Source organism: Actinomadura sp. SCN-SB (assembly GCF_043906805.1).
Lineage (GTDB): Bacteria > Actinomycetota > Actinomycetes > Streptosporangiales > Streptosporangiaceae > Spirillospora.
This window is the reverse complement of the sequence record NZ_JBIMPP010000072.1, coordinates 1-19,584: the sequence shown is the minus strand read 5'-3', so window position 1 is coordinate 19,584 and position 19,584 is coordinate 1. Positions and strand designations below refer to the sequence as shown.

The window sequence follows — 19,584 nt, the reverse complement described above, 5'->3', positions numbered from 1 at the left end:
GGAAAACATGGGGCCGGTCACCGGGTCCGGCAAAGAAGCCGTCCCAAGCGCCGTCGTCCGAGGAGACCCCGGACAAGGACGACAAGGAGGTCGGGGGCGGCGAGCCGACGCGGGGGATCGCCGCCGGTCTGGGCTCCGCGGATCCCCAGGCCCAGCCCAGGACGGAAGAGGAACGCCGCAAGTAGCGGCCTGGTTCAGGCCGAGTAAGCCGCTATGCACACTTAGGCGCAGGTGCCTTGTATATGCTGCCCGGCCATGACATCTCCCTCTACCTCCCCCGTGGAAATGGCGTTCGCCTTGCTGCGCGAGGGCCGAGCGGTGGACGCACAGGAAGTGATGCTGAGGGAGGTCCGTGCCGTCGAGGCACGGCATGGCAGGGGCAGCCCGGAATGGGCCGCCGTGCAGTGCGACTACGGGCACGTCCTGCTGAACTCCGATCAGATGGACCAGGCCGTCGAGTGCTACCGTGCGGCGTGCTCGGGGCCACCGCCCGCCGACCCGGAGGCGCGCAAGGATCACCTGACCTACCGGTTGAACCTCGGGATGGCGCTCCAGCTGGCCGGACGGCTCGACGACGCCGAGACCGAACTGCGCCACAACCTCCAGGAACGCCAGGGCTTCTACGGACGCGAGCACCCGGGGTATGCCTTCGCCCTGGAGGCGCTGGCGGACGTCCTGCTCCGCAGCGGCAGGACGCAGGAGGCCCGCGAGGCCATCGAGGAGACGGTCGGCAACTTCTGGCGCAACGGTCATGAGAAGGTCGCCGGCGCGCTGGCGGTCCGTGCCGAGGTCGTCAAGGCCGAGGGCATCCATGAGTCGCCGTTCACCGGTCTGGAGCCGCTGCCCGACGAGATCATCATGCGGATGGCCGGGACCGTCCTGAACCGGGTCGACCAGACGGACCCAAGGTTCGGCATGGCCCTCCTCAGGGATCTCGTGACGGCGCTGGAGGCACGGCTCGGCCCGGACCACCAGGCCACTCTCAACGCCCTGTCCGTCCTGGCCAACCTGGGACGCGACGCCGGCGACCAGGCGGGGCGCGTCGACGCGATCCGCCGGGTGCTCGCCGCCTACGACCGGCAGGGAAGGTTGGAGGAGAGCGTCGGCACGCTGATGGGGCTGGCCCTGGCGCTGGCCGAGGCCGGCGATCAGGACGGCGGGCTGCGGGCGTACCAGGACGCGCGGGAGCGCGCGGACCGGCTCGGCAGCCTGGAGCTGACCTCCCAGGTGTTGCGCAACTGGGGGCTGGCGCTGGCCGAGGCGGAGCGGTTCGGCGAGGCCGAACAGCGCCTGCGCGAGGCGGTGGCGTACGCGCGACGCGGCGCCGACCACGAGCTGCTCGGCCGCGCCCACATCGCCCTGGGCCTCTTCTTGCAGCATCGCGACCGCCTGGACGAGGCACGGCAGGTCGTCGAGGCGGGCCTGGCCGTGATGGACCCGGCGCACCCCGACGCGATCGTGGGGCGCAGCCACCTCGGGGCGATCCACCAGGGGCAGTCGTGCGGCTGCGGCACGATCGGGGACACCCTCGGCGCCGCGTTCCGCGAGTTCGTCCTCGCCAGGCTGCCCGCGGGTCTGCTCAGCGACCTGGACGTGACGATCTCCGACGGTGAGTTCAAGGTGGAGGTCCAGCTCGACCGGGAACCCTCCCCCGAGGAACTGGAGCATCTGAACCGGGTGGTGAACTCGGCGACCGCCGAGTTCCGCCGCCGTGTGCTCGCTCCCTGACACGGTTCCGGTGTTCGCGGCCGGGGCCGATGACGCGCACGTTCCGCGGGCAGGGGGATCGCTAGGCTGAGCGCCATGAAGAAGTGGGAGTACGCGACCGTTCCGCTGCTGGTCCACGCGACCAAGCAGATCCTTGACAACTGGGGCCAGGACGGATGGGAGCTCGTCACCGTCCTGCCCGGGCCGAACCCGGAGAACCTGGTGGCCTACTTCAAGCGCGAACTGGAGCAGTGACGTGGCGACCCCGGAGGAGCGCCTCCGCGAGCTCGGCCTGGAGCTGCCCGAACCGGCCGCTCCGGCGGGCTCGTACGTTCCCACGGTCCGGACGGGTTCGCTGGTCTACACCTCGGGACAGGTCCCGTTCGTGAAGGGCGAGCTGCGCGTCCTGGGCAAGGTCGGCGCCGAGGTCGATCCGGAGGTGGCGGCCGAGCAGGCCGGGATCTGCGCGCTCAACTGCGTCGCGGCGCTCAAGGCCGAGGTCGGCGAGCTGTCGAGGATCGCCAGGATCGTCAAGGTCGTCGGTTTCGTGGCCAGCGCGCCGGACTTCTTCGGCCAGCCCAAGGTGATCAACGGGGCCAGCGACCTGCTGAAGGAGATCTTCGGCCCGGCGGGGGCCCACGCCCGCAGCGCGGTCGGCGTCGCCGTCCTGCCCAACAACGTCCCGGTCGAGGTCGAGCTGATCGCCGAGATCGCCTGACGGAGGGGGTGAGCCCGGGCCGGCGCGCGCCCGCACTCTTGACGGAATGGCGTTCGGTATGTGCGAATGGGCCGCCATGAGGATCACACGTTGGGGCGGCCGATGCTGAACGGGCTCAAACTCTCGGGCGCGCTCAAGGCGCGGTTCGAGGACATCCATTCCGGCAGGACACAGCCGGTGCCGGCTCGGGACGCCGCGACGGTGGTCGTCCTGCGCGACCACGCCGAGCGCGGTCTGGAGGCGTTCATGCTGCGGCGGGTCGCCTCCATGGCGTTCGCGCCGGGCGCCTACGTGTTCCCCGGCGGTTCCGTCGACCCGCGGGACGGGGAGGCGGATCTCGCCTGGTCGGGACCGTCCCCGGCGGAGTGGGGCGCGGCGTTCGCGGCCGGTGAGACGCTGGCGCGCGAGCTGGTGTGCGCGGCGGTCCGGGAGACGTTCGAGGAGACCCTGGTCCTGCTGGCCGGTCCCACCGAGTCGACGGTCGTGGACGACACCCGGGGCGAGGGCTGGGAGGCCGACCGGCAGGCCCTCCTCGACCGCTCCCTGTCCTTCGGCGAGTTCCTGGACCGGCGTGACCTGGTGCTGCGCTCGGACCTGCTGCGTCCCTGGGCGCACTGGATCACCCCGGTGATCGAGCCCAGGCGGTACGACACCCGGTTCTTCGTCGCGGGGATGCCGGACGGCCAGCGGGCCCGGGACGTCAGCACCGAGGCCGACCGGGTGGCCTGGGTCCGTCCCGCCGAGGCGGTGGAACGGGCGCGGGCGGGCGAGTGGTTCCTGCTGCCCCCCACCCTGGCGACCATGGTGGAGCTGTCGGCGTACGAGACGGTCGCCGACGTCCTGGCCGCGCCCCGACAGATCGTGACGCACGAGCCGGTGGCCGAGATCGTGGACGGCGAGGCGTGGCTGAGGCTGCCGGAGGGCGTCGCCGAGCACTACCCGCAGCGATGAGGGGCGCTGTGCGGGGGAGGCGGTGATGCCCGGACGCCGGAGCCGGAACGTGCCGCTGTCGCGGGCCTTCCTGTGGCGGCTGGCGGGGACGCCCGCGTTGCGGTACCTGGAGCGCCTGGGCTGGAACCCGGCGCGGCATCCCGATCTGCGGTCGGGCAGGATGGGGCGGATGAGCGAGATCGACGGGATGGGCACGGATCGGGCGACCTGCTGGCTCGCGCCGAATCCGTCCGCGATGACCCTGGACGGCACCAACACCTGGGTCATCGGGGAGCCCGGTGCCGAGGAGGTCGTGGTCGTCGACCCGGGGCCCAAGGACGACGTCCACCTCAAGCGGGTCGTGGACGGGATCGCGGCGCAGGGCCGCCGGGTGGGTCTGGTGCTCCTCACCCACGGCCATCCGGACCATTCGGCGGGCGCCAAACGGTTCTCCGAACTCGCCGCCGCCTCCGCGGCTTCGGCGGCGCGGCGGCCGGTGCCCGTCCGAGCGCTCGATCCGCGGCACCGGCTGGGGGACGAGGGTCTCGCCGAGGGGGACGTGGTCACCACGGGGGGACTGGAGCTGCGCGTCATGGAGACGCCCGGCCATTCGCACGATTCGCTGACCTTCTGGCTGCCCGCCGACCGCGCCGTCCTGACCGGGGACACGGTCCTGGGGTACGGGACGACCGTCGTGGAGGGCAGGCTCGGCGACTACCTGAGCTCGCTCGACCGGCTCCGCGCGTTCTCCGAGGACGTGGAGGCCGCCACGATCCTGCCGGGGCACGGGCCCAAGCTCGACGACCCGATCGGGGCGCTCGACCACTACATCGGCCACCGCCGGGAGCGGCTGGCGCAGGTCGAGGAGGCCGTCGCCGCCGGTGCGCGCACGGCCAAGGAGGTCGTCGCGCGGGTCTACGCGGACGTGGACAAGTCGCTGTGGCCGGCGGCCGAGTGGTCGGTCCAGGCCCAGCTCGACTACCTGAAGGAACGCGGCGGGGCGTGACCGGCCCGTGGGGCGGCTACTTCGACCGCTTGGCTACTTCGACCGCTTGCGGAGCCGTTCGATGTCGAGGATGACGACGGCGCGGGCCTCGATCCGCAGCCAGTTGCGCTGGGCGAAGTCGGCCAGGGCCTTGTTCACCGTCTCCCGGGACGCGCCGACGAGCTGCGCCAGCTCCTCCTGGGTGAGGTCGTGGTGGACGTGCAGCCCCGTCTCGGAGGGCTGCCCGAAACGCTCGGCGAGGTCCAGGAGCTGCTTGGCGACCCGTCCCGGCACGTCGGTGAAGACCAGGTCGGCCATCACGTCGTTGGTGCGCCGCAGCCGCTGCGCCAGGGCGCGCAGGAGCTGGACGGCCACCTCCGGGTGCCCGGTGAGCCAGGGACGCAGATCGTCGTGCCCGAGCCCGGCCAGCCTGCACTCGGTGACCGCGATCGCGCTGGCCGTGCGCGGGCGCGGGTCGAACAGCGACAGCTCGCCGAACATCTCGCTGGGGCCGAGCACGCTGAGCAGGTTCTCGCGGCCGTCCGGGGCCGCCCTGGTCAGCTTGATCTTCCCGTCCAGCACGACGTAGAGGCGGTCGCCCGTCTCGCCCTCGTTGAACAGCGTCTGGCCGCGTGCCAGCCGCACCTCGGTCACGTTGGCGCGCAGCGCCTTGGCGCCCTGCTCGTCGAGTGCCTCGAACAGCGGGGCCCTGCTCAGAACGTCCACGTCGCGGTCGGTCACGCTTCTCCTCCTCGAACACCTGCATACATAGTGTGACGTACGTCCCACCGCGTACGTGAAGGTAGGGTCCGCGGCTCGCCTGAGATGGCGGGCCGAGGACGTACCCTTGCCCACGTGCCTCGCAACGGTAGCCCCGCCTCCGTGACGGCGACCCGCAGACCCCGGCCTCGGGAGGAGACGCGCCTCGCGCTGGTCCGCCGTGCCCGGCGGATCAACCGCGAGCTGGCCGCGCTCTACCCCGACGCCCACTGCGAGCTGGACTTCACCACCCCGCTCGAGCTGCTGGTCGCCACGATCCTGTCCGCCCAGTCTACGGACCGCCGGGTGAACATGGTCACACCGGCGCTCTTCGCCCGGTATCGGACGGCCGAGGACTATGCCGCCGCGGATCGTGCGGAGCTGGAGGGTCTGGTCCAGTCGACCGGCTTCTTCCGGGCCAAGTCCAATAATATTATGAAACTAGGGCATGAGCTGTGCGAACGTTTCGACGGCCAGGTCCCGGGCAACCTCGATGATCTGGTAAGTCTGCCCGGAGTCGGGCGTAAGACCGCCAACGTGGTCCTGGGCAACGCCTTCGGCGTTCCGGGCATCACCGTCGACACCCATTTCGGCCGGCTGGCCCGCCGTTTCGGCTGGACCACCGAGACCGACCCGGTGAAGGTCGAGCGGATCGTCGGCGAGCTGTTCCCCCGCAAGGACTGGACGATGCTCTCGCACCGGCTGATCTGGCACGGCCGCCGCATCTGCCATGCCCGCCGTCCCGCCTGCGGCGCCTGCCCCCTGGCCCGGCTGTGCCCGTCCTACGGGGAAGGCCCGACGGACGAGGCCACCGCGCGCAAGCTGGTCAAGGATGGGCCGTTCTCATGACTTCCGGCCAGCGAGCGGGGACGTGGTGCTCCCGTCATCCCCGTCGCTCCCGTCCAGTGGGCGGGGACGCGGCGTGACCGACCACTCCAAGACCTCTCCCGCGTGGCTCGACCGCTTCCTCGCGGCCGCTCCGCGCATGAGGATCCCCGACCGTCCCAGGCCGCGTCCCGGATCCCGTCCAGCGGCGGTGCTGATCCTGTTCGGCGAGGGCCCGGAAGGGCCGGACATCCTCCTCACGGAACGGGCCGCGACGCTCAACAAGCACGCCGGGCAGCCCGCGTTCCCCGGCGGGCGCATCGACCCCGAGGACGATGGCCCGGTGGGCGCGGCCCTCCGGGAGGCGTGGGAGGAGGCCGGGGTCGAGCCTTCGGGCGTGGACGTCCTGACCACGCTCCCCGAGCTGTACCTGCCGCATAGCGACCACCGTGTGACGCCCGTCGCCGCCTGGTGGCGCGAGCCGTCCGAGATCGCCCCAGGGCACCCGGGGGAGGTCGCCACCGTGGCACGGGTGCCGATCGCCGAACTGGTGGATCCGGCGAACCGGCTGACCGTCCGGCACCCATCGGGGATCCGTGTCGGGCCCGCCTTCCGCGTACGGGGCATGCTCGTGTGGGGCTTCACCGCGGCCCTGCTCACCCATGTCCTGGACGCGGGCGGGTGGAGCCGTCCCTGGGACTCCGGCCGCGTCGAGGACCTTCCCCAGGAGGTCATCGACCTGTCCTCGCGCGGCTGAACCCACCGCTTCCCTCTACCGTCGCGCGCCTCGCTCCGCATGCGTCGTCGGCGTGTCGCGAAGGAAAATTCAGAACCTCTGATGGCGGTCCCATGACGTCCCCCGCGTGTCCATGAGCAGGTGCGGGTGGTGCGATGACCGGCTGCTCTCTTCCCATGCGCGGACGGTGACCGCATTGCATCGCCCTCTGCGGCTACACGAGTGCGCATAATCTGGTACATCGAGGGGACGTGCAACGGCCCCCTGGCGCTATACGGTGATGCGGTGCTGGGCGACCACCTTCTGGACCTGATACTGCTCGTGCTCGTCGTGCTCTTCGCGGTATCGGGCTACCGCCAGGGCTTCATCGTGAGCCTGCTGAGCTTCGGCGGATTCGTCGGCGGTGGCGTCGTGGGCGTGCTCATCGCCCCGCCGATCGCCGAGGCCACCGTGGACGGGGCCGCGCAGCAGGCGCTGCTGGCCATCGTCGTCGCGTTCCTGTCGGCCACCTTCGGACAACTGCTCGCGTCCTCGCTCGGCGCCGTCCTGCGCAACCGGGTCACCGGGATCAACGCGCGCGCTGTGGACGCGGCCGGCGGCGCCGTGGTGAGCTCGCTGTCGCTGCTGATCGTCGCCTGGTTCTTCGGGACGCTGGTCGCCAACTCCGAGTTCCGCCCGGTGCGCACCCAGGTCAAGGCGTCCACGATCATCAACGGCATCGACGACATGATGCCGTCGCAGGCCCAGAGCTGGTTCGCCTCGTTCCAGGGATTCGTGAAGAGCAGCGAGTTCCCGCAGGTCTTCAACGGGCTGGGCGGCGAGTCGGTGGTGGAGGTGCCGCCGCCCAACGACGCGATCCTCGACACCGAGGCGCTGCGCGCCGCCAAGCGCAGCATCGTCAAGGTGGTCAGCACCGCGCCGCAGTGCCAGCGCAAGATCGAGGGCACCGGCTTCGTGTACGCCCCGGAACGCGTGATGACCAACGCGCACGTGGTGGCGGGGGCGCGCGGCCACTCCACGATCGCCTCGCTGAGCGGCGCCCGCGACCGCGGCCGGGTCGTGCTGTACGACCCCAGGCGCGACATCGCGATCCTGCACGTTCCCGGGCTGGAGGCGCCGCCGCTGAAGTTCGCGGGACCCGCGCGGGTCCGGGACGACGCCGTCATCGCCGGTTTCCCGAAGAACCACCCGTTCACCGCCAGCGCCGCGCGGATCCGCGCACGCCAGACCGCCAGGGGCCCGGACATCTACCACTCCGGCCAGGTCAGCCGTGAGATCTACGCCATCCGCGGCACGGTCGAGCCGGGGAATTCCGGCGGCCCCCTGCTCGCTCGCGACGGCACGGTCTACGGCGTCATCTTCGCCGCGGCCTTGGACGCGCCGTCCACCGGCTACGCCCTCACCGCCAAGGAGGTCGCGGCGGACGCCCGCGCCGGAGCCCAGACCACCACGCCTGTCTCCACCCAGAGCTGCTCCGACTGACCTGGGTCAGGGGGTGGACGAGCGGCGGGTGAGCTGGATCCGCACCGGCATGTCGGGGTCGATCCCATCGGCGGCATGGCCCGCAATGCGACGGGCCTCGGCGGCAACGCCGGTGACGTCGATGCTGTAGGGAGTGTCGTGGGCGTAGGGCTCGATCCGGTCCGCCGCGCGTTCCAGGAGGGCTCGCGCGCCACGTGCGTTGCCGCGACGAACGTGTGTGACGCCCACGGCGATCTGCGCGAGGCCGCGCCATAGCTCGCGTTCGGCCTCGGGCGCTTCCTTCCAGGCGGCTTCGAGCACTTCGTGTGCGTGGAACGGCCTGTCCGCGTCCAGAAGCCGCTGAGCGTGCTTCAGCGCCTCGACGGGCGTCACGGAGAGGTCGTCGGGCATCGTGGGCACACCGGTCGCTCCGCGTGGCAGAGGACGGCCGTACGCGTCGCGCGGCCGAGCGTTCCGGGGGCGGCCCGACTCGTCCCGATCTCGCATGCCCCCCATTGTCGCGCGTCCCCGTTCTGGTCCGCGGGGGACGGGCTCAGCGTTCGGGTTCGGGGTCCTTGAGCCAGTTGAGGAGCTGCGTGTCGAAGGCTTGAGGCCGTTCCTCATGCGGGAAGTGCCCTGCCCCTTCGATGAGCTTCCAGCGGTACGGGGCCGACACGTACCGTCCGGAGCCCTGAGCGCTGATCGGGAGGATGCAGGGGTCCAGCGAACCGTGCAGTTGGAGCGTCGGCACCTGGATGGGGGTGCGCATGCGGTGCGCGTAGCGGATGCCGTCCGGACGCGGCTGCGAGCGGACGAACCACCGGTGGCACTCCAACGCACAATGCGCGGTGCCGGGGATCTGGATGGCCTGCCGTACAAGACGTTCCGTGCGCTCATCGGGCCACCCCGGGCCGGACCACGCGTGCAGGAGCTTCCCTATGAGAGCCGCGTCGTCCCTTACGAGACGCCGTTCGGGCCACACCGGCAGTTGGTAGCCGAAGAGGTGGCGTGCCGCCCATGCCTGCCCGCGCGGGTCGCTGCGTAGGGCCTGACGCAGCCGCAACGGGTGGGGCGCGGACACGACGCCCAAGCGCTGGACGACCTTGGGGTGGTACACGGCCATCGTCCAGGCGAGCAGCCCGCCCCAGTCGTGGCCGACGACGATGGCGTTCGCCTCCCCCAGCGCGCGGACGAGGCCCGCCGCGTCCCCCGCCAGGGTCACCAGGTCGTACCCACGGGGAGGCTTGTCGCTCGCCCCGTGCCCGCGCAAATCCACGGCGGCGGCGCGGAAACCGGCGGCGGGCATGGACACGAGCTGGTTGTGCCACGACCACCAGAACTCGGGGAAGCCGTGCAGGAACAGGATGAGGGGGCCCTCACCGGCCTCCACGACGTGAAAGCGCGTGCCCCCGGCGCTGACCGCCCGGTGGACCCATGGCCCGTCGACCTCGACGACGGACGAGTTGTGCCCGGGCATGGGCCGGTCAGCCCTTCAGCGCGGGGGTGTCCGAGTCGCCGCGGCGGCGCAGCATGGTCATGTCGTCCTTGAGGGACCTGCGGCTGCGCTTGGCCCCCTCGATCCGCTTGATGCGCAGCCAGCCGATCAGGAGCAGCAGCAGCGCCAGCAGCAGGTAGGCGCCCGCCACGATGAGGAACGCGGCCCAGTGCCAGATGCCCGCGGCGACCAGGCCGTACGCGGCGGCGATCGACAGCAGGATCACGATCAGCCCGGCGATCAGCCCGGCGACGCTGAACATGATCCCGCCCCAGGCGGCCTTCTTGGCATCGCTCTTGAGCTCCAGCTTCGCCAGCTCGATCTCGGCTCTGACCAGGTCGGAGACGTTGCTCGTTGCCAGCGCGACCAGCTCACCGAGTGACTTGTCCTCGATGCGCTCGCCCGGCAGTGCCTCGGACATTTCCTCACTCCCTTCCAGGCCCCGGCCATCAGGACGGGCCTCACAGCCTGTCAGCCGGGCGATCGGTCGGGCCACCCGGTCATACGATCAGCGATCCGGATGTGACCCCGCGCGCATCCCCCGTACCGGACACGGCCGCCGAGGTGAGCGGGCTCTCGGTCGGAACCGCTGTCGTCACTCTCTCCAATTGTGCCGGGTCGGTATAGGCCAAACCGCCGATGAGCAGCGAAACAGAGACCCCGTCCCGGCCTGGCGAGGCGATCCCGTTCCGGATCTCCTGCGGCCTGTCACGAACCTATCGACCATCCGCCCTCCGATCACACCGAGGGCATCGGGCGAGGGACGCTGCTGATAACGCTGTTGATAACGAGGCGCCCCGGGCCCTGGCCCCCGCCTGCGTCGGACGGGGTGGGCCCGGGGCGCCCCAGGGACGCCTAGCGCGTCAGTCCTCTGGCTTGGCGCTGGGCAGCTTCTCGGAGATGAGGTCCATCACCGTGCTGTCCGCGAGCGTCGTGACGTCCCCGATGCTGCGGTTCTCGGCGACGTCCCGCAGCAGCCGGCGCATGATCTTGCCGGACCGGGTCTTGGGCAGCTCCGGAACGATCATGATCTGCCGCGGCTTGGCGATCGGGCCGAGCGTCTTGGCGACATGGTCGCGCAGCTCCTTGAGGAACTCCTCGCCCTCGACCTCGCCGCCCGCGCTGCCGCGCGGGATCACGAACGCCACGATGGCCTGGCCGGTCACCGGGTCGGTCGCCCCGACCACCGCCGACTCGGCCACCTTCGGATGCGACACCAGCGCCGACTCCACCTCGGTGGTCGAGATGTTGTGACCCGAGACGAGCATGACGTCGTCCACCCGGCCGAGCAGCCAGAAGTCGCCGTCCTCGTCCTTCTTGGCGCCGTCGCCCGCGAAGTACAGCCCCTCGAACCGCGACCAGTAGGTCTTCACGTACCGCTCGTCGTCGCCCCAGATGGTGCGCAGCATCGACGGCCACGGTTCCCTCAGCACCAGGAACCCGCCGCCGCCGTTGGGCACCGACCGCCCCTGGTCGTCCACCACGTCCGCCTCGATGCCGGGCAGCGGCGTCATCGCCGCGCCCGGCTTGCCGGACGTCACACCCGGCAGCGGGCTGATCATGATGGCGCCGGTCTCGGTCTGCCACCAGGTGTCCACCACGGGGGTACGGTCGCCGCCGATGTGCTTGCGGTACCACACGTACGCCTCGGGGTTGATGGGCTCGCCCACGGTGCCCAGCACGCGCAGCGACGACATGTCGAACTCCGCGGGGATCTCGTCGCCCCACTTCATGCACGTACGGATCGCGGTGGGCGCGGTGTAGAAGATGGTCACCTTGTACTTCTGGATGACCTCCCACCAACGGCCCTTGTGCGGGGTGTCGGGCGTGCCCTCGTAGATGACGCTGGTGGCGCCATTGGCGAGCGGCCCGTACACGATGTAGGAGTGCCCGGTCACCCAGCCGATGTCGGCCGAGCACCAGTACACGTCCTCGTCCGGCTTGAGGTCGAACACCGCGTAGTGGGTGTACGCCACCTGGGTGAGGTAGCCGCCCGTGGTGTGCAGGATCCCCTTGGGCTTACCCGTGGTGCCGGAGGTGTAGAGGATGTACAGCGGGTGCTCGGAGTCTTGCGGCTCCGCGGTGTGCTGGTCGCTCTGCCGCTCCACGAGGTCGTGCCACCACACGTCCCGGTCATGGATGGCCACGTCCTCCTTGGTGCGCCGCACGACCAGCACGCGCTCGATCGTCGGCGCGCCCTCCACGGCCTCGTCCACGATCGCCTTGAGCGCGGACGGCTTGCCGCGCCGGAACCCGCCGTCCGCCGTCACGACCACCTTGGCCTGCGCGTCCTCGATCCGGGTCCGCAGGGCGTCGGCGGAGAAGCCGCCGAACACCACCGAGTGGGTGGCGCCGATGCGCGCGCACGCCAGCATCGAGATCGGCAGCTCGGGGATCATCGGCAGGTAGATGGCGACCCGGTCGCCCTTCCGCACGCCCAGCTCCAGCAGCGCGTTGGCCGCCTTGTTCACCTCCCGCTGGAGGTCGGCGTAGGTGATGGTACGGCTGTCACCGGGCTCACCTTCCCAGTAGAAGGCCACCTTGTCGCCCTTGCCCGCCTCCACATGGCGGTCCACGCAGTTGTAGGCGACGTTCAGCTCACCGCCGACGAACCACTTGGCGAACGGGGGGTTGCTCCAGTCCAGGACCTCGTCCCAGCGCTTGGACCACGTCAGCCGCTCCGCCTGCCGTGCCCAGAAGCCCAGCCGGTCGGCGGACGCCTCCTTGTACGCCTCGGCCTTGACGTTCGCGGATTCGGCCAGCTCGGGAGGAGGAGGGAAGCGCCGCGTCTCCTGCAGCAGGTTGGAAAGTGTCTCTTGACTCTGACTCAACGCGTACTCCTTGCGTACGAGAGGAAGGCGCCCGGTGTGCCCACTTCACCAGGGAAGGTGCCGCCCCACAAGTCTTCTGCTGTACGCGTCCGTCGCTCTCTCGGACGCGTCCCGGGGTGTGCCCAGCGCCTCTGGCTCTGGAAGCGATGCTAGTGATGCCTCACACACGGACCGTTCCCATCTCTCCGTCCCTGGAACCGGTATAGGGGAAGCCATCCCCGCGCAAACACGTCCATGCCGGCCCGTACTCCTTCGGCTCACGCCGGGGGCGAACCGTCCCCTCCGTGGCAACCCCCATAGGGTCGTCCCGTGACCGAATCCGATGCCCTCGCCCAGGTGGCGAATCTGCCTGGAGTACCTGACGCGGTGGACGACGCGCGTACCGCCGTGGACCGGCTCCTGGGACACCGCATCCTGCGTCGGCGCAGCGCCGAGGTCTCCACCGAGGCCGCGCTCCGCGGAGCGCGCGCATCCGCGGCCTTGGAAGGATCCCCGGTCACCCTGGAAGAGCTACGCGGCATGGAGAGCCCCGCCGACCCGGTCGTTCACGGAGCGCTGAGGGTGTCCGCGGAGCTGGGCACCTTGACCGAAACCTGGCGCAAGGCACCCCGCCAGGTGCTTGCCCGCCTACACGTCCTGGCTGCGGCCGACGCGGTGGACGGTGCCGAGCTGGGACGCCCGCGTACGTCCGACCAACCGGTCCACGATGCTCTGGACCTGGGAGAACCGCCTTCCCCTGCGGAGGCCGCCCGGCGCCTGGAACTGCTCAGCAATCTCCTCACGGCCCCCACCCAGGCGCCCGCGCTGGTGGTGGCGGCCATTGTGCACGGGGAACTGCTGTCACTCCGTCCCTTCGGCTGGGGGGACGGCATCGTCGCCCGCGCCGCCGAACGACTCACGCTGGTCGCACGAGGACTCGACCCCAAGTCCCTGGTCGCCCCCGAAGTCGGCCATGCCGCACACGCTGATGCCTACGCCGACGCACTGCGTAGCTACATCTCCGGCACTCCCGCAGGCGTATCCACCTGGATCCGCCACTGCGCCAACGCGATCGCCGACGCCGCCAGAGACTCACAAGCCATCTGCGAGGCGTTCCAGCGCGGCTAAGGGATGAGTGCACGCCCATAGCGAACGGCGCCCCACACAATGGGGACGCCGTCGCCAGTCACGTCACACCGGGTTACCAAGCGTGCACCTCATATCCGTCGGAGCGGGACAAGCCCGTCACGACGCGCCTCCCGCGGCTGGTCGCGCGTGGGTACACCGGCTGCCGTGCTCGGACACCTGGTCCGTGGTTCCCTGTCTACGCCTCATTTGCCCTGTTGACAAGCCCCCATTCGGCATGAAGGGCGGGGCCAAGTCGTCCTAGGCCGCATCCGCCGTGGACCTGCGGCGCCCCGGCCTGAGGTAGACCCGCTCCGGGCGACGCTTCATTGGGATGTATCGGTGCTTCTCCGGCACAACGTCGAATCGATCACGCAGTGTGATCGATTCTTTATGTCGGCGATCGTGTCCCGTGCCGGAAGGATCTTTAGATCTCCTGTACGCTCCCAAGCTCAACCAGGGCTTTCCTACCGGATCCCGCCCAGGGACCACCGGAGGTCCAAGGTGCGCCCCCGCTCCGCCAGAGTGGGACCGTGCCAACATAGAGGAGAAAAGGTGACTCGTCGGGCGACATTGCCGCTCGACGGGAGTTGAGGCGATCGGGCAGCATATGTTGTAACTGCCTAGACTGGAGGCAGAGACTTTGCCCGTCTCATAGACCAAACCGGCCTCCGGCTTAGTCTGATCGACCCGAGACTTTCTTGGGAAACGGGCCCGGCTCTACCCCCCCGGAGCCGGACCGTACGGCGACCCCCGCTCTCCCCCCCGGCGGGGGTCGCCCTGTCTTGAGAACGGCCGGGGCGGCCCTGGCCGCCCCGGCCGTCCGCACACTGTTTTCGCGCACCACCGGTCCCTCAACGCCCGAACCGCAACATACTTCCCATATGGGTGTGATCATTCCGGTTCCACCGGCCGCATTCGCACACCACCTCCCGCCGTCGGCGTGGACATCCAGCACCAAACCGGCACATCCGCGTCAACAACCGGACCGACCGGCCACCAATGACGCGAAGACCCCCCGCATTCCATCAAAACACCCCATAGTTCTGCTTCGCCGCAGGTGAGAAGGTCATCGGCCGAGTTATCCACAGTTTGTGGAAGGGGTTACCTCACCACCGCGGAGCGCCGCAAGGTGGTGGCCTCAGAACGGCAAGGAGGCGCCATGACCATCGCGGCGATGATCGCGAGTAATGATCCTTCGATCACCGATGACCTGCTGCGGCTGGCCGCCGCGGCGGACGTCGAGACCGAACTCGTCCGGGACGCCGACAAGGCACGGCAGGGCTGGCACTGGCCGTCCCTCATCCTCGTCGGCGACGACCTCGCCGAAGCGGTGACGACCCAGGCCCCTCCCCGCCGTCCCGGTGTCGTCATGGTCGCCAGAACGGACGACACCGAAGACCTCTACCGCAGGGCGATCGAGGTCGGCGCCCAAGATGTCGCACGGCTCCCGGACGACGAGACCTGGCTCATCGACGCGCTGGCGTCCGCCGCCGAGCCGGCCGACGGGTGGGGCGGCACGGTCTGCGTCATGGGAGCCAGGGGCGGCGCCGGAGCCAGCGTCCTGTCCGCCGCGCTCGGTCTCACCGCCGCCCGGAGCGGCCTCCGCACGCTCCTCATCGACGGAGATCCCATCGGCGGCGGGCTCGACCTCGTCCTGGGGCTGGAAGACCAGCCGGGAGCACGCTGGCCCCACTTCGCCGACCGTCGCGGCCGCCTCAGCGCGGCGAACCTCTACGAGGCCCTGCCCCGGCTGGGCGACCTGTCGGTCCTCTCGTGGGTCCGCGGGACCCCCACCGCCGTCACCAGAGAGGCCGCCCAGTCCCTCCTCGACGCCGCCGCCCGCGCCTTCGACCTGGTGCTCGTGGACGTGCCGCGCCACCAGGGCGAGATCGGCCGCTCCGCCCTGCACGTGGCCGATGCGATCCTCCTGCTCGTCCCGGCCGAGGTCCGCGCCGTCATGGCCGCCGACGAACTCGTGGCGGCTCTGCGCAACGACGTCACCGACCTGCGCCTGGTGGTCTCCGGCCACAGCCCGGGCGGCGGCATCACCCCGGAAGTCATGGCACAGGCGCTGGACCTCCCCCTGGCCGGAGTCGTGGAACGTGAACGCAAGATCGCCGCCTCTCTGGAAGAAGGCGGCATAGCCCGCGCCCTCCGCCGCGGCCCCCTGGCCGACCTGTGCGAACGCCTCCTTCCCACCTTCAACCTCCAGCCGCACGCACAAGAAGCCGAAGCCGCATGACCACCCCGAACCGAACTGCCACCAACCCCAAGCATCAAGAAGGCACCCCATGCCCGCCCCAGCCAAATGGCCACCGAACACACGGGCCACGTACAAGTCGAGCCCGAACGCGAACCCGCCCCGACACCGCCCTACAGGAGACCAATGCCTACCCGCGCCCGAAAGACGGCTGACCGTCTCGCAGGACCTGGTCCCGCCGCGCTACGTCCGCTGCCAAGCCGAACGACGGCACCTTGCACCTCAGCCACGGGATAGCGGAAGGACTCACCCGAGCCAGCGCGCCCGAACCGGCGAAACCCACTTCGGGATCACGGCAACCACAAACCCACACGAGCGCGGACCGCCGACGGGGGCAAGGGCCCCGAACGGCAAAGCCGTACCAGGACACCGAACGCGCTGGCCCGACGTTCACCCACAGCCAAGGCGCACTCCAGCCGCGATGTCGCTCAGCCGGACGAAAGGGCCGAATCACCAGGGTCAGCCCAGCCCAAGACCCCCCGAGAACCACCCCCACAGCCAAGTGCGCAGAAAGCCAAGGGAGCGAAACCTCACCCCCCAAGGAGCAGAAGATGCCGCAGCACCGGAAACCCACCCCGCCCAGGTCACGACGATGAATCGCCTATCGGACGCAGTGAGAGGGCGCTTGGCGAGCGCCGGCGGGCAACCGACGACGGGACGCGTCGCCGCCGCCGTACGGGCCGAGCGGCGTCTCCTGGGTGACCGCGAGGTGCTGGCCCTGGCCGACGAACTTCGAGCGGAGTTCGTTGGAGCAGGTCCTCTGGAGCCGCTGCTGCGCTCACCGGAAGTCACCGACGTCCTGGTCAATGGTCCGGACGAGGTATGGATCGACGTGGGCGCGGGTTTGGTCCGTACGGGCACACGCTTCCCGGACGAGGCGACACTGCGGCGCCTGGCGCAGCGCCTCACCGCCGCCGCAGGCCGCCGACTCGACGACGCGGCCCCCTACGCAGATGCCCGCCTTCCGGGCGGCATCCGGCTGCACGCGGTGCTCCCGCCGATCGCCCCGAACGGCACCTGCCTGTCACTCCGGCTGCCCAGGCGCCGCGCGTTCACACTCGAAGAACTCGTCGTGGCCGAGGCGATACCACCCTCCGGCACAGACCTTCTGGCGGCCATGGTCGCGGCACGCGTCGCCTTCCTCATCACCGGCGGAACCGGAACGGGCAAGACCACCCTGCTGAGCTGCCTGCTGACACTCGCCGACCCTCGTGAACGCATCGTCCTTGTCGAGGACTCGGCCGAGTTGAGCCCCGACCATCCGCACGTGGTACGCCTCGAAGCGCGCCCACCCAATGTGGAGGGCGCGGGCGGGGTCACCCTGCACGATCTCGTCCGGCAAGCCCTGCGTATGCGTCCCGACCGGCTCGTCGTCGGGGAGGTCCGAGGCGCCGAGGTCGTCGTCCTGCTGAACGCCCTCAACACCGGCCATGAGGGCGGCTGCGGGACCCTTCACGCCAACGCCCCTGGCGACGTGCCGGCCCGGCTCGAAGCCCTGGCATGCGCCGCCGGCCTCACCCGCGAGGCCGTCCACAGCCAAATCGCCGCCGCTCTCGATGTCGTCGTACATCTGGTCCGCGAGCCCGAGAGCGGCAAGAGACGCATCGCGGAGATCTGCCTTCTGCGTCGTGACACCGATGGCCTGGTCGGCGTGATCCCCGCTGTCTCGTTCTCCAAGACCGGCGAACTCATCCCAGCGCCCGGCGCCAACGCCTTAGCCGCTTGCCTGGGCCACCGCTGGACCCCACCACCCGAGCACACACTCACCAACAGCTAACCCCCGAACGAAGCCGCGCCCCTCAGCCACAACCAACATCCACCCATATCGGCCGGCCATGGACGCACCCGCAGGAAGAGGCGAAGGAGAACCGCAGGAGGAGGGATGTACTCCATAGGCATCGCAAGCTCATGTGCAGCCGTCCTCGCGTGGTTGTTGTTCAAACCCGCCTACGCGCAGCGTCGGCTACGCCGACTACTGGCACCCAGCCCCGAGCACGATCAGCCCCTTCAAGAGTGGTTGCTCAAGCTCGTGCTAACCGCTCTGGAGGCTTTCCGTGAGCGGCGTCGGATGCCCCGCCGCTGGCGCCACGCGGTCATCGAACTGTGCGACGGAATGTCCTCCGAGCTTGCTGCAGGCAGAACACCGGACGAGGCGTTCACCCTGACAGCCGCGCATCTCGATCCCCCGATCGCCGCCCAACTGCTGAACGCGCCCACACCCACACCAGCATCGCCCCCAACCCAAAGCGGCAAGTCCAAAGCGCTCACCTCTCCAAGCACACAGCACAACCCACCACACCTGGAGGCACGACAACGAACAACACCGCTAGCAGCACTCCCCGACGCGGATGTGAGAGCACCCATCGACTCGCCAGAGCCACAGCCACGCCCCATGGACCGCCTTGAGAAACTGGCCCAGCAACCGGGTGCTGAAGGGCTTCGCCTTCTTGCCGCATGTTGGCGGATCGCCGCCGAGCAGGGCGGCACGCTGGCCGCCGTTCTGGACGACCTGGCCACGGCGCTCCGCGACGAAGAGGCGAACCGGCAGGAGATCGCCACTCAACTCGCCGGTCCGCGCGCGACCGCGCGACTGCTGTCGGTACTGCCGCTCCTCGGGCTGGCCATGGCCGCCGTGCTCGACGCCGACCCCATGGCGTTCCTGTTGGGCACTCTGCCTGGGGCCGGGTGCCTCGTCCTCGGCGTAGGGCTCAACCTGACCGGTCTCTGGTGGACCCACCGCCTGGCCAGAAGTGCCGAGGAAATCTCATGAACCCATACACCCTGCGGGAGGCATCGATGCTGCCCCTGATAGCCGTCCTCTGCGCGGCGGTGTCCGGCTTCCTCATCGTCCATGACGAACGTCCCGCAGTAAGACGTCTGAAGCGCCATCTCGCCGCACCCAGGCGACAAAAGCCGCCAAGCACCGCAGCCCCAACAGAATCAAGAAGCCACAACCAAGATCACGTACCGGCACAGGGCGACGAACGCTCACCCATCCACACGAAGTACTCGTCCAAGCACCCGAACGCGCTTCACCACAACGACAAGCTCCTCCGGCGAACCACCGCCGTCCTGGTGGGCCTGGTTTGCGCGCTCCTCCTGGGAGGCGTGCTCGGGGCGGTCGCCGGCGTAATGGTCGCCGCAGCGGTATCGCGCTCCTTCACCCGCCTGGGCCAGGCCGAGCGAAAGCGTCGCGACGCCCGGAGAATCGCGGATCTCCCCATCGCGGTGGATCTGCTCGCCGCCTGCTTGCGAGGTGGTACGCCCTGGAGCGAAGCCGTGCAGGCCGTCGCCGAAGCGGTCGGCGGACCACTCGGCGAGGAACTACAGGAAGTTGCGATTCAGATCCGCCTTGGTGCCGATCCCGTGATGGCCTGGCTGGCGCTCGCCGAGGAACCCACGCTCGCACCACTCGCCCGTACCGCTGTCCGCGCCGTCCAAAGCGGAGCCCCACCGGCCGTCCCCTTGTCCAGGCTCGCGCGAGACCAGCGCCGTACCGCCCGATCGGCCGCCGCCGCCCGAGCCAGAACCGCAGGCATCAAGGCCCTGCTGCCCCTCGGCGCCTGCTTCCTGCCGGCCTTCGTCCTGCTGGGCATCGTGCCCGCCATAGCCGGAATCGCCAGGTCCCTACTCATCCCCTGGTAAGCACGCATCCCCTGACCAACACCACACCCCCGCCATCCCACAAGACCCAGACGCTAACCTCAACGCCCGCCACCACCTGCAACGCTGCCCACACTCCCCGCCTCACCGGCCACTAAAGCCACATG

The 19,584-nt window shown here is 70.0% G+C and carries 18 protein-coding genes; 13 read left to right on the top strand and 5 right to left on the bottom strand.

From position 1 onward, the window contains the following. Positions 1 to 255 precede the first annotated feature (255 nt). The 5 genes from ACGWYJ_RS32480 to ACGWYJ_RS32460 all read left to right on the top strand — a co-directional run bounded on the left by ACGWYJ_RS32480 (position 256) and on the right by ACGWYJ_RS32460 (position 4,361). Positions 256 to 1,728, top strand: a complete 1,473-nt coding sequence (locus ACGWYJ_RS32480; protein WP_395110263.1) for a tetratricopeptide repeat protein — start codon at positions 256 to 258, stop codon at positions 1,726 to 1,728. A gap of 75 nt (positions 1,729 to 1,803) precedes the next feature. Further along, complete coding sequence (locus ACGWYJ_RS32475; RefSeq protein WP_019633547.1) at positions 1,804 to 1,962, top strand: DUF4177 domain-containing protein; 159 nt, start codon at positions 1,804 to 1,806, stop codon at positions 1,960 to 1,962. 1 nt (position 1,963) lies between these two features. Further along, a complete protein-coding gene (locus ACGWYJ_RS32470; RefSeq protein WP_395110262.1) occupies positions 1,964 to 2,425 on the top strand; it encodes a RidA family protein in 462 nt (153 codons plus the stop codon). 102 nt (positions 2,426 to 2,527) lie between these two features. Next, on the top strand, positions 2,528 to 3,376 hold the full coding sequence (locus ACGWYJ_RS32465) for an NUDIX hydrolase (protein ID WP_395110287.1): 849 nt from the start codon (positions 2,528 to 2,530) through the stop codon (positions 3,374 to 3,376). A 25-nt stretch (positions 3,377 to 3,401) separates the two neighbouring features. Further along, positions 3,402 to 4,361, top strand: a complete 960-nt coding sequence (locus ACGWYJ_RS32460) for an MBL fold metallo-hydrolase (protein ID WP_395110261.1) — start codon at positions 3,402 to 3,404, stop codon at positions 4,359 to 4,361. A gap of 33 nt (positions 4,362 to 4,394) precedes the next feature. Here ACGWYJ_RS32460 and ACGWYJ_RS32455 read toward each other — a convergent pair whose 3' ends face one another. After that, positions 4,395 to 5,081: a Crp/Fnr family transcriptional regulator gene (locus ACGWYJ_RS32455; RefSeq protein WP_395110260.1), complete on the bottom strand. Its 687-nt coding sequence runs from the start codon at positions 5,079 to 5,081 to the stop codon at positions 4,395 to 4,397. A 114-nt stretch (positions 5,082 to 5,195) separates the two neighbouring features. Here ACGWYJ_RS32455 and nth point away from each other — a divergent pair, with 114 nt between their 5' ends. The 3 genes from nth (at position 5,196) to ACGWYJ_RS32440 (ending at position 8,142) form a co-directional block, all read left to right on the top strand. Continuing rightward, positions 5,196 to 5,948, top strand: coding sequence for an endonuclease III (gene nth, locus ACGWYJ_RS32450; protein ID WP_395110259.1), 753 nt, complete (start codon positions 5,196 to 5,198; stop codon positions 5,946 to 5,948). Positions 5,949 to 6,084: 136 nt separating this feature from the next. Further along, positions 6,085 to 6,681 carry an NUDIX hydrolase gene (locus ACGWYJ_RS32445; protein WP_395110286.1) on the top strand — a complete coding sequence of 199 codons (597 nt, stop codon included), beginning with the start codon at positions 6,085 to 6,087 and terminating at the stop codon, positions 6,679 to 6,681. 264 nt (positions 6,682 to 6,945) lie between these two features. After that, complete coding sequence (locus ACGWYJ_RS32440) at positions 6,946 to 8,142, top strand: MarP family serine protease (protein ID WP_395110258.1); 1,197 nt, start codon at positions 6,946 to 6,948, stop codon at positions 8,140 to 8,142. 6 nt (positions 8,143 to 8,148) lie between these two features. Here ACGWYJ_RS32440 and ACGWYJ_RS32435 read toward each other — a convergent pair whose 3' ends face one another. The 4 genes from ACGWYJ_RS32435 to acs form a co-directional block, all read right to left on the bottom strand. After that, on the bottom strand, positions 8,149 to 8,532 hold the full coding sequence (locus ACGWYJ_RS32435) for a DUF309 domain-containing protein (protein ID WP_395110257.1): 384 nt from the start codon (positions 8,530 to 8,532) through the stop codon (positions 8,149 to 8,151). Between the two features lie 142 nt (positions 8,533 to 8,674). Next, positions 8,675 to 9,598, bottom strand: a complete 924-nt coding sequence (locus tag ACGWYJ_RS32430; protein WP_395110256.1) for an alpha/beta fold hydrolase — start codon at positions 9,596 to 9,598, stop codon at positions 8,675 to 8,677. A gap of 7 nt (positions 9,599 to 9,605) precedes the next feature. Beyond that, a complete protein-coding gene (locus tag ACGWYJ_RS32425; protein WP_395110255.1) occupies positions 9,606 to 10,037 on the bottom strand; it encodes a phage holin family protein in 432 nt (143 codons plus the stop codon). Between the two features lie 442 nt (positions 10,038 to 10,479). Next, positions 10,480 to 12,447 carry an acetate--CoA ligase gene (acs, locus tag ACGWYJ_RS32420; RefSeq protein ID WP_395110254.1) on the bottom strand — a complete coding sequence of 656 codons (1,968 nt, stop codon included), beginning with the start codon at positions 12,445 to 12,447 and terminating at the stop codon, positions 10,480 to 10,482. Positions 12,448 to 12,756: 309 nt separating this feature from the next. Here acs and ACGWYJ_RS32415 point away from each other — a divergent pair, with 309 nt between their 5' ends. From ACGWYJ_RS32415 to ACGWYJ_RS32395, 5 genes are all read left to right on the top strand, one after another. Continuing rightward, positions 12,757 to 13,554 carry an oxidoreductase gene (locus ACGWYJ_RS32415; protein WP_395110253.1) on the top strand — a complete coding sequence of 266 codons (798 nt, stop codon included), beginning with the start codon at positions 12,757 to 12,759 and terminating at the stop codon, positions 13,552 to 13,554. 1,159 nt (positions 13,555 to 14,713) lie between these two features. Next, a complete protein-coding gene (gene ssd, locus ACGWYJ_RS32410) occupies positions 14,714 to 15,796 on the top strand; it encodes a septum site-determining protein Ssd (protein ID WP_395110252.1) in 1,083 nt (360 codons plus the stop codon). 610 nt (positions 15,797 to 16,406) lie between these two features. Further along, positions 16,407 to 17,591 (top strand): TadA family conjugal transfer-associated ATPase, encoded by a 1,185-nt coding sequence (locus ACGWYJ_RS32405; protein ID WP_395110251.1) that lies wholly within the window; start codon positions 16,407 to 16,409, stop codon positions 17,589 to 17,591. Positions 17,592 to 17,696: 105 nt separating this feature from the next. Next, positions 17,697 to 18,584 carry a type II secretion system F family protein gene (locus ACGWYJ_RS32400; RefSeq protein WP_395110250.1) on the top strand — a complete coding sequence of 296 codons (888 nt, stop codon included), beginning with the start codon at positions 17,697 to 17,699 and terminating at the stop codon, positions 18,582 to 18,584. Then, complete coding sequence (locus tag ACGWYJ_RS32395; RefSeq protein WP_395110249.1) at positions 18,581 to 19,459, top strand: type II secretion system F family protein; 879 nt, start codon at positions 18,581 to 18,583, stop codon at positions 19,457 to 19,459. Before ACGWYJ_RS32400 ends, ACGWYJ_RS32395 begins: the two co-directional genes overlap by 4 nt. Positions 19,460 to 19,584: the final 125 nt, after the last annotated feature.